The 14,656-nt window shown below is 30.2% G+C and carries 17 protein-coding genes; 7 read left to right on the top strand and 10 right to left on the bottom strand.

Annotation, left to right across the window (positions count from 1 at the left end):
* Positions 1-9: 9 nt before the first annotated feature.
* Positions 10-150 (top strand): hypothetical protein, encoded by a 141-nt coding sequence (locus PMI10_RS06780; RefSeq protein WP_007805998.1) that lies wholly within the window; start codon positions 10-12, stop codon positions 148-150.
* Positions 151-154: 4 nt separating this feature from the next.
* Here the strand turns inward: PMI10_RS06780 and PMI10_RS06775 are convergent, their stop codons facing one another.
* From PMI10_RS06775 to PMI10_RS06760, 4 genes are all read right to left on the bottom strand, one after another.
* Positions 155-670: a DinB family protein gene (locus PMI10_RS06775; protein WP_007805996.1), complete on the bottom strand. Its 516-nt coding sequence runs from the start codon at positions 668-670 to the stop codon at positions 155-157.
* Positions 671-681: 11 nt separating this feature from the next.
* Positions 682-3,270 carry a phosphoenolpyruvate carboxylase gene (locus tag PMI10_RS06770; RefSeq protein ID WP_007805994.1) on the bottom strand — a complete coding sequence of 863 codons (2,589 nt, stop codon included), beginning with the start codon at positions 3,268-3,270 and terminating at the stop codon, positions 682-684.
* 89 nt (positions 3,271-3,359) lie between these two features.
* Entirely contained in the window at positions 3,360-3,839 is a 480-nt protein-coding gene (locus PMI10_RS06765; RefSeq protein ID WP_007805990.1) for an Lrp/AsnC family transcriptional regulator, read from the bottom strand.
* 77 nt (positions 3,840-3,916) lie between these two features.
* The gene (locus PMI10_RS06760; protein ID WP_007805987.1) at positions 3,917-5,071 is read right to left on the bottom strand and encodes a M14 family metallopeptidase; all 1,155 of its coding nucleotides are present in this window, start codon (positions 5,069-5,071) and stop codon (positions 3,917-3,919) included.
* A gap of 312 nt (positions 5,072-5,383) precedes the next feature.
* Here PMI10_RS06760 and PMI10_RS06755 point away from each other — a divergent pair, with 312 nt between their 5' ends.
* Positions 5,384-5,863: a helix-turn-helix transcriptional regulator gene (locus PMI10_RS06755; RefSeq protein ID WP_007805985.1), complete on the top strand. Its 480-nt coding sequence runs from the start codon at positions 5,384-5,386 to the stop codon at positions 5,861-5,863.
* An 85-nt stretch (positions 5,864-5,948) separates the two neighbouring features.
* On the opposite strand, the gene PMI10_RS06750 is transcribed toward PMI10_RS06755, so the two are convergent.
* Positions 5,949-6,461 (bottom strand): 1-acyl-sn-glycerol-3-phosphate acyltransferase, encoded by a 513-nt coding sequence (locus PMI10_RS06750; protein ID WP_007805983.1) that lies wholly within the window; start codon positions 6,459-6,461, stop codon positions 5,949-5,951.
* 102 nt (positions 6,462-6,563) lie between these two features.
* On the opposite strand from PMI10_RS06750, the gene PMI10_RS06745 reads away from it, so the two are divergent.
* From PMI10_RS06745 to PMI10_RS06725, 5 genes are read left to right on the top strand one after another with little or no spacing between them, the layout of a single operon-like run.
* Complete coding sequence (locus tag PMI10_RS06745; protein WP_007805980.1) at positions 6,564-7,229, top strand: spermidine synthase; 666 nt, start codon at positions 6,564-6,566, stop codon at positions 7,227-7,229.
* A gap of 9 nt (positions 7,230-7,238) precedes the next feature.
* Positions 7,239-7,916, top strand: a complete 678-nt coding sequence (locus tag PMI10_RS06740) for a peptidoglycan DD-metalloendopeptidase family protein (RefSeq protein WP_007805978.1) — start codon at positions 7,239-7,241, stop codon at positions 7,914-7,916.
* Positions 7,917-7,922: 6 nt separating this feature from the next.
* The gene (locus tag PMI10_RS06735) at positions 7,923-8,399 is read left to right on the top strand and encodes a hypothetical protein (RefSeq protein WP_007805976.1); all 477 of its coding nucleotides are present in this window, start codon (positions 7,923-7,925) and stop codon (positions 8,397-8,399) included.
* Positions 8,400-8,406: 7 nt separating this feature from the next.
* The gene (locus PMI10_RS06730) at positions 8,407-8,931 is read left to right on the top strand and encodes a hypothetical protein (protein ID WP_007805974.1); all 525 of its coding nucleotides are present in this window, start codon (positions 8,407-8,409) and stop codon (positions 8,929-8,931) included.
* Positions 8,932-8,980: 49 nt separating this feature from the next.
* Positions 8,981-9,451: a nuclear transport factor 2 family protein gene (locus tag PMI10_RS06725; RefSeq protein WP_007805972.1), complete on the top strand. Its 471-nt coding sequence runs from the start codon at positions 8,981-8,983 to the stop codon at positions 9,449-9,451.
* 75 nt (positions 9,452-9,526) lie between these two features.
* On the opposite strand, the gene PMI10_RS06720 is transcribed toward PMI10_RS06725, so the two are convergent.
* The 5 genes from PMI10_RS06720 to PMI10_RS06700 form a co-directional block, all read right to left on the bottom strand.
* Positions 9,527-10,903: a nucleoside permease gene (locus PMI10_RS06720; RefSeq protein ID WP_007805970.1), complete on the bottom strand. Its 1,377-nt coding sequence runs from the start codon at positions 10,901-10,903 to the stop codon at positions 9,527-9,529.
* Between the two features lie 67 nt (positions 10,904-10,970).
* Positions 10,971-11,663, bottom strand: coding sequence for a (d)CMP kinase (gene cmk, locus PMI10_RS06715; RefSeq protein ID WP_007805968.1), 693 nt, complete (start codon positions 11,661-11,663; stop codon positions 10,971-10,973).
* Positions 11,664-11,700: 37 nt separating this feature from the next.
* Positions 11,701-12,300 carry a murein L,D-transpeptidase catalytic domain-containing protein gene (locus PMI10_RS06710; protein WP_007805965.1) on the bottom strand — a complete coding sequence of 200 codons (600 nt, stop codon included), beginning with the start codon at positions 12,298-12,300 and terminating at the stop codon, positions 11,701-11,703.
* A gap of 5 nt (positions 12,301-12,305) precedes the next feature.
* Positions 12,306-13,325, bottom strand: a complete 1,020-nt coding sequence (porQ, locus tag PMI10_RS06705; RefSeq protein WP_007805964.1) for a type IX secretion system protein PorQ — start codon at positions 13,323-13,325, stop codon at positions 12,306-12,308.
* Between the two features lie 198 nt (positions 13,326-13,523).
* Entirely contained in the window at positions 13,524-14,624 is a 1,101-nt protein-coding gene (locus PMI10_RS06700; RefSeq protein WP_007805962.1) for a BT_3928 family protein, read from the bottom strand.
* Positions 14,625-14,656: the final 32 nt, after the last annotated feature.

Below are 14,656 nucleotides of genomic sequence, written 5' to 3'. Positions count from 1 at the left end.
ATATTAAAAATGTATAAAATTTTAGCCAAAATAAACAAAATCATTTTACCGAGTTTTACTAAACAAGGCTTAGATATTTCGAAAGCAAAAAAATGGCAAATGGCTATTATTGGCTATCGTTATTTTGTAACTACCCGTGCTTTGGGATAATAAATTATAAATATCTTTCTGAAATCACTTTCAAATGATGATTTTGATGTCCTGTTATAATAAATCCAATCGCTCTTACCGAAATAGCTGTATTTGAAGCTGTACCTAAAAAAGTAAGCTGCTCTTCATTTAAGCTTTCAAAAAAACTAATAGTTGCCTTTCTGACATTTTCATATTCCAAAAGTAAACTTTCAATAGAACGATTATTGGCAAATGCAAACGGAACATAATCGTTTTCTTCAAAACCGGGTAATGGTGTTTTATCACCACGACTAATTCTCAAAGCGCGATATGCAAAAATTCGCTCCGTATCCGTCATATGCAGAATGATATCTTTTATAGTCCATTTTCCTTCCGCATAACGATATTCTAATTTTTCAACTGGAATCTTTTTTACAAAACCCACCAACTGAGGTAAACCCTCAATCAGACCTTCCATTAAAGTCTTATCAGTTGTAGCTTTAATATAGGTGGCATTAAAAATAGAATATTCATTTGGTAATAATTCGCTGGCTTTCATAATTTAATATTTTAGGCTGAATTTCTACTTGCATTTGTATTTCCAAAAAGAGAACGGGTTACCACTTTTTCATAAACCTTAATCAGTTCTTCGTTATGGCCTTTTTCTTTATTCAATTCATTAATTCTCAGTAAGGCATATTGCTGTATTGTCAACAATGGCAACACTATACGCTCTCTTATCTGAATAGAAGCTTTACCATCAGGATAATTTTCCATAAGGGTTTTGTGACCGGCTATTTTAAGCAGAAGGCGTTCTGTTTCTAAAAACTCATCGTAGATAATTTGCCAAAACTCACCAAATTCAGGATCTTTTCTCATATAAGCTGTTAATGGTAAAAATGATTTTGCCAGTGACATCATACTGTTTTCTAAAAGTGTTCTAAAGAACAAAGAATTATGATACAAATCATGTACTTTATCCCATTGGTTAGTCTCTTCAAAATGTTTTAAAGCTGAACCAACTCCAAAAAACCCAGGAACGTTTTGTTTTAATTGACTCCATGAACCTACAAAAGGAATTGCTCTTAAATCAGCAAAATCCAATTGTTCAGATTTACTTCTTTTAGACGGACGGCTTCCAATATTTGTTTTAGAGTAATATTTTAACGTACTCATTTTCTCTAAATACGGAATAAATTTTAGGTGATTTTTAAAACTTAAATATTTATCATATCCTAATCCTGCCAATTGAGTCAAAATTGCAGTTTCTTCTTTACTCAATTCATTTTTCTCTTTACTAAAAACCTGATTTGTTACTCCGGCACTTAATAAATTTTCGATATTGTAACGACAGGAATCTAAAGTTCCAAAATTAGAACTGATAGTTTGTCCTTGTACCGTAATTTGAATTTCATTATTCTCGATTTTTGGACCTAAAGACGCATAAAATTTATGAGTTTTTCCTCCACCACGTGCTGGAGGCCCACCACGTCCATCAAAGAAGATAGCTTTTATACCATATTTTCTTGAAATTTGCGTAAGTTCAATTTTAGCCTGATAAATACTCCAGTTTGCCATTAAATAGCCACCATCTTTTGTTCCGTCTGAAAAACCAAGCATAATAGTCTGCTTATTTCCCCTTGCGGTTAAATGTGCTGCATATTCCGGATTTGTATATAACTGCTCCATAATTTCATGTGCTTTTTGCAAATCATCAACTGATTCAAAAAGAGGAATGATATCAACTGTTGGATTTTCCCAATTATTCAAACGAATCATGGCAAAAGTTTCCATTACATTCAATGCGCTTTCATTGTTACTAATGATATAGCGATTAGCACCAAATTCTCCGTTATTTTCCTGAATCGTTTTAATTGCCTGAACTGATTCCAAAGTTGATTTGGTAATCTCATTATCAAAGTCAGCCGGATTTAAATTACCTTTTACTTTTGATAAAACAACTAATTTTTCTTCTTCTGATAACTCAAAATAATTGTTCGGGAATATTTTTGAATCTGAATTTAAATAATAATTTACTACATCATGAAAAACGGCATCATGAATTTTACTATTTTGACGAATGTCCAAAGTAGCAAAATGAAATCCAAATAAATTGATTTTAACCAATAAAGATTCCAATTCATGTAAATATAAAGACTGGTGATTTTCAATTATTATTTTACGGATCTTATTTAATTCTACTAATAATTCTTCCAAAGTGATATAAATTTCACCCTCCTTAGAATAAAAAACGGAACGATAAAGTTTGTTTTCAAGTTCAGCCACCAAAGTATCTACACCTGAGAAAGTTAGCTTTCTTTTTAAATTCCTCATTTCAACATAATAACACTTTAAAATTGAAGTACGAAGACGTTCAGCAACTTTTAACGTAATTTCTGTTGTAACAAACGGATTTCCATCACGATCACCTCCTGGCCAAAAACCAAGTTTTATTAATTGATTTTTAATAGCTTTTCCCTGAAGAATATTTTTTTGCAGATAATGTACAATTTCACCGGAAGTTTCATAAAATACATTTTCCAGATACCAAATTAAACTCACCGCTTCATCATATGGATTTGGTTTTTCGTTTTGTATAAAAGGAGTCTTTCCTAACTGTGCCAATAATTGCTTAATTTTTAATAAATCATTCAATCGAATTGCTTCTGTCAAATCATTTATAATTCCAAGAACCGGACCAGGATAAAATTGCGTTGGATGTGCTGTTAAAACCGTTCTTACATTAAAACTCTCAAGAAATTCAATTAATTCTTCATCTTTTTCTTTCGCATCTGATTTTTCTTTAATATCTCTTAAAGAACCACGTCCTTCCATATTGTTTACGGCAGGAAAAGCAGCATCTTCAATTGCATCAAACAATACAATTTGGCGCTCGATATATTGAATAAATCGAAACATCAAATCTATTTTTTCAGTTTCCGAAGCGTTATTTAAATATTTGTTTGAAAAAAAATCAAAAATCTCTTTAGGGGTTTCTTGTTTTTTAAAACCGGTTTCGCAAGTTTCTGTAAATAAAGGAAGTAAAACCCCGGTATTATCTATAGAATCAAAAGGCAATGTTATAAAAACACTATTATAAATATGATATTTAGAGAGAACATCTTGATTAAAACGCTCTATTTTAGGCAACGTGTACATAATCCTTTTTATAGTTGATTGGTTAATTAGTCATAAAAAAACCCCAAGAAAACTTGAGGTTATATTTTAATATAGCATTCAAGAAAATATTACATATTTTTAAAAATAGTATGCATCAAACGCTTCTTATCGTTAATACTTTCTTCTAATGAAATCATTGTTTCAGTTCTGTAAACTCCCTCAATATCATCAATCATGAAAATAACTTCTTTAGCATGCTTGGTATCTTTAGCTCTGATTTTACAGAAAATATTAAATTTTCCTGTAGTTACAGACGCTACTGTTACGAATGGAATTTGGTTAATTCTTTCTAATACAAATTTTGTTTGAGATGTATTATTAAGAAATACGCCTACATAAGCAATAAATGAATACCCTAATTTATCGTAATCTAAGGCTAATGAAGATCCCATTATTATCCCTGCATCTTCCATTTTTTTTACTCTAACATGTACAGTTCCAGCAGAAATCAACAATTTTTTGGCAATGTCAGTAAACGGAACTCTCGTATTATCTATTAACATATCTAAAATCTGGTGATCTACTTCATCTAAACGAAATTTACTCATAATTCTTTAATTAATATTACTAATTGGTATTACAAAGTATAAAAATATATATAAAAAACAACAAATTCACAAAAAATTTAACTTTTTATCAATCCGTTAACAAATTTAACATTTTTGTTTAAATAAAAATTTGCTTTTTGATTCGTTTTTGGAAAATTACTAAACTCATCCGAATACTCCGCGCCTTTTGCATCGTATTCATAATGTCCAAAATAATTTTCTAACTCACCTACTTCAACTATATAAGCGTTAAATTGAATCTTGTTGTCAATCAATTCTTCTTTGTATTGTGCGACAAAATTCGTAATAATTTCGATACCATCATAATTTATTTTGATATTTTTATACATAAAATCATAAAAAACCACTTTATTTTGTGAAATATTCAAATAATCAGTAATCCTATTATTAACTATATCGTTTTCGAGAAGTGCTTCAAAACTTGTAACAAGTGAGAAAAATATAAATTTTCGGGTAATCTCTCTGGAGTAATCATTTTGAAAATGACCAGCTTCAAATAAAATAGTTGGCACTCCTAAAAACTGAAATGTATCTCCTATACAATTAATATTGAACGAATCATCAAAACGGCCAATTTGACCGGGAATATATTTTTCAAGCTCATCATTAATTGCAGCAATTAAATTAATAGCTTTTAATCTGTTTTCGTTAATTTCTCTTTCTTCATTATAAGACGGGGCCAAAAAAGAAACAGTAGCAGGTTTACCCGTTTCTCCGGCACCAAAAATAGTACGCTGATCGTGCAGATTAAAACAATAATGAGGTTTAAAAACTTCAAAAACTTCACGCAGTACTTTGCTTTCAGGCTGAGTCAGGGTTTGAGAATCACGATTTAAATCAATTTCATTAGCATTAGCACGGGTATATAACGCTGCACCATCAGGATTTAGTATTGGTATACAGTAAAAAGTAAAAGCTTCGAGCATTTTTTTAGCAAATTCAGATCCGCTGTTTAAGACATTAATGAAGTCGAACAAAGCTTTAGTAGTCGTACTTTCGTTTCCATGCATTTGCGACCACAGATAAATTCGTGCTTTACCAGTTCCAATTTCGTAACTATATATTGGTTTATCTAAAACCGATCTGCCGATAATCTTAACTTGATTATCCGTATTAATTTTATCTAATAGAGGTTGAATATGTTCTATAGTAAGGTAACGCCCTTCAATAGATTGCTCTTTGTTTTGGTTGAATAATTCTTCTAAATTCATGACTTTTTAATTAGTTTACAAAAGTAAACATCTTTATTTTTACAATTGTAAACTAATTAAAATAATATTAATTTAGAATTGTAAACAGGTTTTCAGATACTGATGAAGGTTTTGTTTTGTTAATAATTGACAATTGTTATTCATGTTAATAAAAACACTTAACTAACTGTAAATTAATAATATAAAAATACTAACCTATAGTTATAAATCAAGGTTTGTAAGTTGTAAAATTTGATTCTAATCCCATAAATAGGTTATATCATTTCTTTTGGTTACATTTGTAAATAGTTAATTTATAAATAATAATTTACAATGGTAAACATCGATGATTTTGTAAAAAGACTTGAAATTATATTGGATTATTATGCGCTAAATGCTTCCTCTTTTGCAGATAAAATTGGTGTTCAGCGTTCAAGTATGTCACACCTTCTTTCCGGAAGAAACAAACCCAGTTTAGATTTTGTATTAAAAATTTCAGAGGTTTTTCCCGAGGTTGACTTATATTGGATCTTAAATGGCAAAGGAAATTTTCCTAAAAATGATGAAAATATAATTTCAAAAAAACAAATTGCTGATGAGATTATGCCAATAGTCCCACCTCCTTCTGTTTCATCAAATGAAAATTATATTACCCGAGATTTATTTTCAAAAATTGATAATAGCGAAAAAGAAAAAACACAATCGGGAAACATTCGGGAATTTAAAAATACAAATTTTGGTTCTGAAGAAAATGAAATAGAAAAAATTGTGTTTTTTTATAAAAACGGGACATTTAAGGTATATATCCCGTAATTTCAAATTTAGCGTGTTTTTGAAAAATTTTAAAAATATTTTTCATTTAAGCGATTCTCAGGCAACTTAAAATATATTAAAAAAATTAAAGCTGAAAGCCATTTTTAGAAATCCTGCCTGAAACAGCTTCATAATGTTTTTTTAAAATTTGTAAATCTGCTTCATAATCACCGGTAGGGAAAAATGCCTTTCCAAGATTTACTTCTTTTTTACCCCAATCAAATGCAACAGGAATAATTGGCACGTTTGCCTTTAAAGCAATATAATAAAATCCGCTTTTAATTTCCGAAACTTCTTTACGGGTTCCTTCAGGAGCTACGGCCAGACGAAAAACTTCTTTTCTGTCAAAAATTGAAGCTATTGCATCTACCTTATTCAAACCACCAGATCGATCAAGAGGCTCACCTCCTACACTTCTAAAATAATATCCAAACGGAAATTTAAATAATTCTTTCTTACCTACCCAATTCATTTCCAAACCTGATATTCCTCTTGTGAAAATTCCTAAATAAAAATCATGATTACTTGTATGTGGCATCACCATCATCACACACTTTTTTACTTCAGCATTCTCAATCCCTACTATTTTCCAGCCCATTAGCTTAAAAAAAAGGAATTTATACAATTGTTTCTTCATTAAAATTTCATATTTCGCACAAAATAAAAAAAAATTAAACTAAATTTGAGTAAAAGCATAAAAATGATTCAAAAAATATTTAGTTATTTAATTCCAATTAAAATATTCAAAAAAAAATCAACACGCAGTAAAATGATTGAAGTTACCTGGGCTAATGGCGAATTGGTTTTAGATTCTGAAAACACAAATTACTCTTATGGAAGCCTGCAGCGTATATTAAGGTATGGTTTAAAAAGCATTGGTTTTAAAACTATTCAAAAAATGAATCATATTTTAGTTTTGGGAGTTGCGGGTGGAAGTGTTATAAAAACACTGGTTGATGAAATTAAATATAAAGGTAAAATAACCGGAGTTGAAATTGATTCTGATATAATTCAGATTGCAAACGAATATTTTAATCTTAATCAGATTAAACAATTAGAAATTATTATTGATGATGCTTTTGAATTTGTTTTAAAAACCAAAAATCAATATGACTTGATTATCATTGACATTTTTGAAGACACAAATATGCCCAACTTTTTATTTGAACGTTTTTTTAGCGAAAGAATTTGTTCAATATTAAAAAATAAAGGTTTTGTACTCTTCAACACTATGATTCTCGATGAAGCTCATAATATTAGAAATCGGAAATACATTTCAGAAATTAATTCAAAATTATATTCCTCTAAAATGTTACCTCGTGTTGAACATCATAACGAATTGATTATTATCGAAAAAGTAGCCTAAACTCTATTTATGAAACCTCTTTCATCCATATTAAAAACTTTCCCTGCAACAAAAGTTATTGATTCAACTATTGATTATTCAAAATATATTTCGCTGGATTTGTCTGTTGCCAATCAGGAATTAGTTGAAAATCCGTCTGAGATCTCAGCTGATTTTGAAGAGTTTATTGCTAATTATTTAAAAAAAAATAATGCAAAAGTGGCTTTTGGCGGTTATATCGAAGGAAGGAATATATATCAGCGAAGCCCCATTTTTAGAAATGGTCAGTATCCTGAACGTAACATTCATATAGGTCTTGATTTATGGATAGAAGCCGGCACTCCTGTTTTAGCAGCTCTTGATGGTAAAATACATAGTTTTAAAAATAATGTGGGTTTAGGAGATTATGGACCTACAATAATTTTAGAACATGAAATTGAAAATCAAAAATTTTATACTTTATATGGACATTTATCGTTAGAAAGTATAGAAGAGATTAGCGTTGGGCAATTTTTTAAAAAAGGAGAATATTTGGCAAGTATTGGAAATTCTGAAGTTAACGGAGATTATGCACCTCATTTACATTTTCAGATTATTAAAAATATAGAAGATTATTGGGGTGATTATCCGGGAGTTTGCAATACAAATGATTTAAATTTTTATATCGAAAATTGTCCTGATCCAAATTTATTATTAAAAATAACATAAATAGTTATGAAGAAAGCAGGATTGATTATATGTTTGTTGTTATTAATTGGTTGTAAATCTAAAACAGTCAGCAGGGACACTGAAGATTTGAAAATAAAAAAAGTTTCAGCTGATGAAGTAGATTCTAATCAGCAAAACAAAATTTACAGATTAGGTAAAAGAGTTCTGGAAACTTGCAATACATCAAAATTTAAACCTTTTAACGAAACTGAAGTTACTAAATCTGTGATGGAGAATACAACTGAAGAGCGTTTGACTAAAACTTGTTTGAGATTTAGACAATATTACGGCAGTTTTATTGACTTGAAATTGGATGGTGTTTATAAAACCAAACAAGAAACAATTTATCGCTATCATGCTTTATACACAAAAAAGATTGCCAACAAAGAGCTTCGGATTTTTGTGAATGAGGAAAATTTAGTTTCTGCCATAAAATCAATGGATTGGGATGAAAAATTCGAATCTAAAATAATTGAAAAATAAATTAATTATGAATTTTAAATTACCCTTGTTTTTGTTTCTTTTGCTTTCAACATTTGTAAATGCTCAACAGACTATGAGTGTTAAGGGATCAAAATCTTTTCCCGCAACTGAAAATTATACTTTTATTTGCGAAAAGTATGTACTGACAGGAGAAGTTGATGTGCAAATTGCAAAAACAGATAAAGGGGGTATTTTAAAATTGACAATTGCAACAACAAATGATAAAACAAGAATTTCAGGCGGTGTGTATGTTGATTTAGTTAATGGCGATGTAATTGCTTGTGTGGATAAAAACAATAAAGAAACCGGGGATGGAAAAACTACTTCCTATTATTATTTTACACCAGCAGAATTATTAAAACTAAAAAAAACTGACATTCAGGCAACCAGATTTATTGTTACGGGTAATTCAAATACTTTTGGAGATCAAACAGGCTATTTTACTGCCGTCAATAAAAAGAATTACTTTTCTACAGCGTTTGATAAATCTAAAAAAACCTTTGATACTGCCAAAGCAATTAGTCTTTTATAAGTAATTTTAATCAAAATAAATCTTACATTTATAGTCTAATTTTGTGTAAATGAATCCGAACGAAAATTTAATTGTTAAGTTTTATACTGCTTTTGCAAATGTTGATGCCAAAACCATGAGCGAATGTTACCATCCCAAAGTACATTTTGTAGATCCGGTGTTTGGCCTTTTAAAAGAGGAACACGTTTCTAAAATGTGGGAAATGCTTCTTTTAAAAAGTAAGGGAGACATAAAAATTGAATTTTCAAATGTAAAAGCTGATGAATTTTCAGGGTCTGCCCGTTGGATTGCTACTTATAATTTTAGTAAAACAAATCGAAAAGTAGTGAATAAAATTTCTGCCGAATTTCTTTTTCAAGATGGTTTGATTATTAAACACACCGATAATTTTGATGTTTGGAAATGGTCAAAACAAGCTTTCGGATTTACCGGATATTTATTAGGATGGACTGGCTTTTTTCAAAACAAAATAAAAGAACAGGCCTTACTATCACTTAAGAAATTTCAACAACCCAGGTAATTTTTATAATTATTTAATTTTAATCCAATTAACTCCCCTTTTTAAAGAAGGAGTTAATTTCTGATTATATCTCTATTAATGCCCTAAATTTTCCAACTCTTTTGGGTTGTGTTTGTGTTTAAACAAAATTGCAAAAGCTATTGAAATAATCAAGGCATATGCTGCAAAAGACAGCCATATGGTGTGCCAGTCTTTCATTAAAATCGGATTATTAAAAATCCCTTCAGCCGAAATTGAATTTCCCTGAGATTTTACAAAATCCAACATTTTAGAATTTGAAGAATCGGTTTGTAAAAATGCTGCCAGTTCAGAAGTAGTTGTAAAAGATTTTGTAAAATATTTATCAATAGCCCAACCTGATGTCAAACTTCCTAAGACTGCACCTACTCCATTAGTCATCATCATAAATAATCCCTGTGCTGAAGAACGAATTTTAGAATCGGTATTACTTTCAACAAATAATGAACCGGAAATATTGAAAAAATCAAATGCCATTCCGTAAACGATACATGACAAAATAATCATCCATAAACCTGTAACAGGATCTCCAAAAGCAAATAATCCAAAACGCAGCACCCAGGCTAACATACTAATCAGCATTACTTGCTTGATTCCGAAACGTCTTAAAAAAAATGGAATTGCCAGAATAAATAAAGTCTCAGAAACCTGTGAAATCGACATAATAATAGTCGAATATTTTATCACAAAAGAATCTGCATATTTTGGAAAGTGTTTAAATTCATCCAAAAAAACATCTCCATAAGCATTCGTTAACTGTAAAGCTCCGCCTAAAAACATAGAGAATACAAAAAACAAAGCCATTTTGTAGTTTCCAAATAATTTAAAAGCTTCTAAACCTAAAGTCTCAACCCAGGAAACATTTTCTTTGGTCAAACGCTGTGGTTCGCATTTTGGTAATGTAAAAGAATAAATTCCTAAAATTAAGGCACCGATTCCAGCAATATAAAACTGGTATTCTGTTGCCTTACTACCACTTAAATTAGTAATCCACATAGCAACAATAAAACCTATTGTTCCCCAGACACGAATTGGCGGAAAGTCTTTTACTATATTTTTATTGTTTAATTTTAGCGAAGTATAGGAAATCGAATTACTCAAAGCAATTGTTGGCATATAACAGCACATAGCGGCGAGCATTACATATATAAAATTATCGGGGGTGGTGACTTGCGTAATACCAAATAAAACTAAGGCATATAGAATATGTAAACCTCCATATAATTTTTCTGCATTTACCCACCTGTCAGCAATAATTCCGGTTAAAGTAGGCATAAATAAAGAAGCAATTCCCATCGTTCCGAAAACCAACCCAAACTGAGTTCCTTCCCAGTTTTTAGTCCCAAACCAATAATTTCCAATTGTGATAAGCCACGCTCCCCAAACAAAAAATTGAAGAAAACTCATTACAATTAACCTGTTTTTAATTCCCATATGATGAAATTGTCTTTAAAATAAATGAAGTGGTAAAACTACTATTAAAAATGAAATCTACAAAGAATTAAACAGTTTTAACAACTTCATTTACCAATTCTAATACTGCAGCAAATTGTTCTTCTCTATTTAAATAAGAATTATCAATTTCTATAGCATCTTCGGCAATTATCAAAGGGGAATCTTCCCGATGAGTATCTATATAATCTCTTTCGACTACGTTTTTTAAAACATCTTCATAAGATACATTATCACCTTTTTGTTGTAATTCATCAAAACGTCTTTGTGCGCGGGTTTCTGCGCTGGCTGTCATGAATATTTTTAGCTCGGCATCTGGAAAAACTACAGTTCCGATATCTCTTCCGTCCATGACTATAGCTTTGTTTTTCCCCATTTCCTGTTGTTGTTCTACTAATTTGGAACGTACTTCAGAAACTTCGGCAACTTTGCTGACAAAATTGGAAACCTCAATAGTGCGGATTTGTTTTTCAACATTCTGGCCATTCAGATACATTTCTGCAAAACCTAAATCGGGATTAAATTTAAAATCCAATTGGATTTCAGGAAGTGAATCAATTAAGGCTTTTTTATCAAAGAAATCAGATCTGATCAGATTGTTGTTCATTGCAAAGAAAGTAACTGCCCGGTACATTGCTCCAGTATCAACATAGACATAAGCAAGTTCGTTCGCCAGTTGTTTTGCTAAAGTGCTTTTGCCGGTTGAGGAAAAGCCATCTATAGCAATCGTGATTTTTTTCAAAGTGGTGATTTTAAATTTTATAGGTACTTATTATTATTTAATAATAAATATTTAAAAGTATGTTTGATTTAGAAGTATCAATTATTTTTTCAATTCTTTTAAAAAATTGTTCATTTACCATAGGACATCCATGACTACGGCTGATATAATGATCTTGTTCTTCGTATGGAACTGCTGAATAATAATGTAAAACTATGGCTCTTTCAAGTGCTTTACTGTTAGTTTCATCTAAACCAGTCAGTCTGTATGCTTTGCCAAAAATTCCCTTATAATTTTTTCCTATAGAATATCTGCCTAAAGAAGTACAATTAGAATTAGGTTCATTACTAAACTTCAAACTCCCCTTTACTCCTGTTTCAGAACCACATCCGTGAGCAACAAGGCCTTGATCCAAAATTTTATTGTTTACTAAATCATAAACGAAAAAACGATTTTTTCCTGATGGAATTTTCATATCAACAAAAAAAGCAATTTTAGAATTGTATTTTGGATTATTATTAATCATCGTTTTTATTCCATCAATCTGATAATTAATTCTTTCAAGTTCCAAACTGTTGGGTTCATCTTTAAAGTAAGGTTTTGAACTTGTGAAAACAACTCCTGCTATAACAAATAAAATTAAATTAAATATTTTCATAATTATTACTGAAGATTAATAATTAAACCAAAAAGACTTGTATTTGCTGCTAATGTATATTTAGAATACGAATAATTAAATTTTAATCGATTCATTTTTAATCCAAAACCTAATGAAATTCCTGAAAAATTGCGTTGCTCTTCGATTCTCAATTCTTCGGCTCTTCTAAAATTATATCCCAATCTTATGTTGAATGCTTTTTGTGGAAAAAGTTCTACACCAAAAATCACATGTCTCAAAGCATTATTTACAAATGAAACTTTTTCTACATTTGCTGAACCATCAATATTACTTTCTCCACGAACCGGATTCGAGAAAGAAATATTCCATTGTTGCAAATTTTCTAAAGAAAGATGCCATCTAATCGGTACGTGATCTAATTCTTGTGAAACTCCTGCAATAATTTCAAGTGGCAATTTTTCCTTTACACCTGAATAAGTTGTAAACTGAGTTCCGATGTTACGAATTGCCAATGCCCAATTTACATCATTCCTTTCATCAATAAATAAAAAACCTAAATCCAACGCTCCACCTACGGAATTATAACTTTCTAAAGTAGACGTTATTAACTTAGCATTTGCTCCAATATGTATATCCGTATATGGAATATTGTATGCATAACCAACTGAAAGCGCTCCTTCACTACCCGTAAAATCTGATGTTGCTTGTCCATTTTCATCATAACCTTCAAAAGTTCCGTAATTTATGTAACTTATACCGGCATATAATGTTTGCAAATGTCTATCGTAAGTATAAGCGTAAGAAGCTGTTCCATATGATGCTTCCCCATAATAATTACCATAATTCATTGCTAAATGATTATCCATATCCGGATTTAAAGTGGCAGGGTTGAACATTACCTGATTAACATCTTCGTCATAAATCGTAATCGATTTTCCTCCCAGGGCAGCCTGTCTTGGCGAAGTTGTTAAGTTTAAAAACTGATATGTATACCGCCCTCCTATTTGACCAAAAGAGACGGAAGCAATCAATAACAAAAAAAACAGAGCAAATTTTTTCAACATGTATATTAAGAGCTTATTCTGCATTTAGAACGTGAATATGAGTAAAAAATTATAATTCTGAAACATTTAAATTTTAAAATATAATTTCTAATTCATATTTTTTTTGTATATACAGGACAAAATTACAAAAAAATAAATTATAAATACAAAAATTTTATGAAACATTTGGGAACAGAAATTCTTTCTATCGCCTCATTTTTAAAGCTTTAGATCCTTAATATCATTATAATGCACTTTTTGAATTATTGTACCTTTTTGAAGAACAACAATACTTGGATTTGCTCTTTCTATTGTTTTTAAAGCTGTTGCATCACAAAAATAAAAATCAACATCTAAACCATATTGCTTTTTAGTTTTAGCAATTTCATCTGCTCCGGATGCTGTCATTCCTATTACTTTGTAGCCTTTTGCTTTAGCCTCCTCGTTTAGTTTCTCTAATTTTTTCATTCCTTCAGGATTTGATAAAGCTAAATCATAGGTTACAAAAACTAATAATTTTGGTTCTTTCAAAAACTCTTCTTTATAATCAGAATCATCTTTAGTCATTGTAAAATCGTGAATTGGCGGTACGTAGCCTTCAGTAATTACTTTATCCTTTCTGTCGATAAAAGTTGCACCTTCAGGAATATTCATTAAATCTTTTTCACTAAACTCTTTTTCTACACCATTGACTTTATAGATAAAAATCATTTCAACTACTGATTTTGGGGAGCCTTCAGGAATTTCCATTCCTTTCACAATATTTGTTCCGACTTTATAAGGACGAAAATCTTTTATTGGATTATGATTTAAAACCCTAATTGCTATAAAAATGCATAAAACAATACTTGCTAACGTAATGATATTCGTTACAATATTTGAAAATAAAGGTTTTACCAATTTTTTATTGATGAACAAAATCAAAATAAAGAAGAGTAATACAATATCCTTTGTGAATGACTGCCAAGGTGTTAAGTGTAAAGCATCGCCAAAACAGCCACAATCTTTAACTACATCAAAATAAGCCGAGTAAAAAGTAAGGAATGTAAAGAAAACAATTAAAAGCAACAAACACCAAATCGTAGCTTTTGCTTTGTATCCGACAAGCAGCATAACTCCCAGAACAACTTCTAAAATCACCAGAAATATTGCCAATCCTAATGTAAAAGGTTCTAAAAATGGCATATTAAAAACAGGTTCACTAAAATATTCAGTCAATTTATAAGAGAACCCTACAGGGTCATTTAGTTTTATTAATCCTGAAATAATAAACAATATGCCGACAAATATGCGAGAGAATTGGGTAATGATGTTTTTCATGAATATATAGGTTTAATTTAAATTCCAAATTC

The organism is Flavobacterium sp. CF136, assembly GCF_000282055.1.
Lineage (GTDB): Bacteria > Bacteroidota > Bacteroidia > Flavobacteriales > Flavobacteriaceae > Flavobacterium.
The sequence above is the reverse complement of the archived record's forward strand: the minus strand, read 5'-3'. Positions and strand labels throughout refer to the sequence as shown.

Bases quoted from the DNA above. Each gene is read 5' to 3' on its own strand.
- PMI10_RS06780 (WP_007805998.1), top strand. From the start codon at position 10: ATGTATAAAATTTTAGCCAAAATAAACAAAATCATTTTACCGAGTTTT.
- PMI10_RS06775 (WP_007805996.1), bottom strand. From the start codon at position 670: ATGAAAGCCAGCGAATTATTACCAAATGAATATTCTATTTTTAATGCC.
- PMI10_RS06700 (WP_007805962.1), bottom strand. From the start codon at position 14,624: ATGAAAAACATCATTACCCAATTCTCTCGCATATTTGTCGGCATATTG.
- PMI10_RS06725 (WP_007805972.1), top strand. From the start codon at position 8,981: ATGAATCCGAACGAAAATTTAATTGTTAAGTTTTATACTGCTTTTGCA.
- PMI10_RS06730 (WP_007805974.1), top strand. From the start codon at position 8,407: ATGAATTTTAAATTACCCTTGTTTTTGTTTCTTTTGCTTTCAACATTT.
- PMI10_RS06765 (WP_007805990.1), bottom strand. From the start codon at position 3,839: ATGAGTAAATTTCGTTTAGATGAAGTAGATCACCAGATTTTAGATATG.
- PMI10_RS06735 (WP_007805976.1), top strand. From the start codon at position 7,923: ATGAAGAAAGCAGGATTGATTATATGTTTGTTGTTATTAATTGGTTGT.
- PMI10_RS06740 (WP_007805978.1), top strand. From the start codon at position 7,239: ATGAAACCTCTTTCATCCATATTAAAAACTTTCCCTGCAACAAAAGTT.
- porQ (WP_007805964.1), bottom strand. From the start codon at position 13,325: ATGTTGAAAAAATTTGCTCTGTTTTTTTTGTTATTGATTGCTTCCGTC.
- PMI10_RS06720 (WP_007805970.1), bottom strand. From the start codon at position 10,903: ATGGGAATTAAAAACAGGTTAATTGTAATGAGTTTTCTTCAATTTTTT.
- PMI10_RS06710 (WP_007805965.1), bottom strand. From the start codon at position 12,300: ATGAAAATATTTAATTTAATTTTATTTGTTATAGCAGGAGTTGTTTTC.
- PMI10_RS06760 (WP_007805987.1), bottom strand. From the start codon at position 5,071: ATGAATTTAGAAGAATTATTCAACCAAAACAAAGAGCAATCTATTGAA.
- PMI10_RS06770 (WP_007805994.1), bottom strand. From the start codon at position 3,270: ATGTACACGTTGCCTAAAATAGAGCGTTTTAATCAAGATGTTCTCTCT.
- PMI10_RS06750 (WP_007805983.1), bottom strand. From the start codon at position 6,461: ATGGGCTGGAAAATAGTAGGGATTGAGAATGCTGAAGTAAAAAAGTGT.
- PMI10_RS06745 (WP_007805980.1), top strand. From the start codon at position 6,564: ATGATTCAAAAAATATTTAGTTATTTAATTCCAATTAAAATATTCAAA.
- PMI10_RS06755 (WP_007805985.1), top strand. From the start codon at position 5,384: ATGGTAAACATCGATGATTTTGTAAAAAGACTTGAAATTATATTGGAT.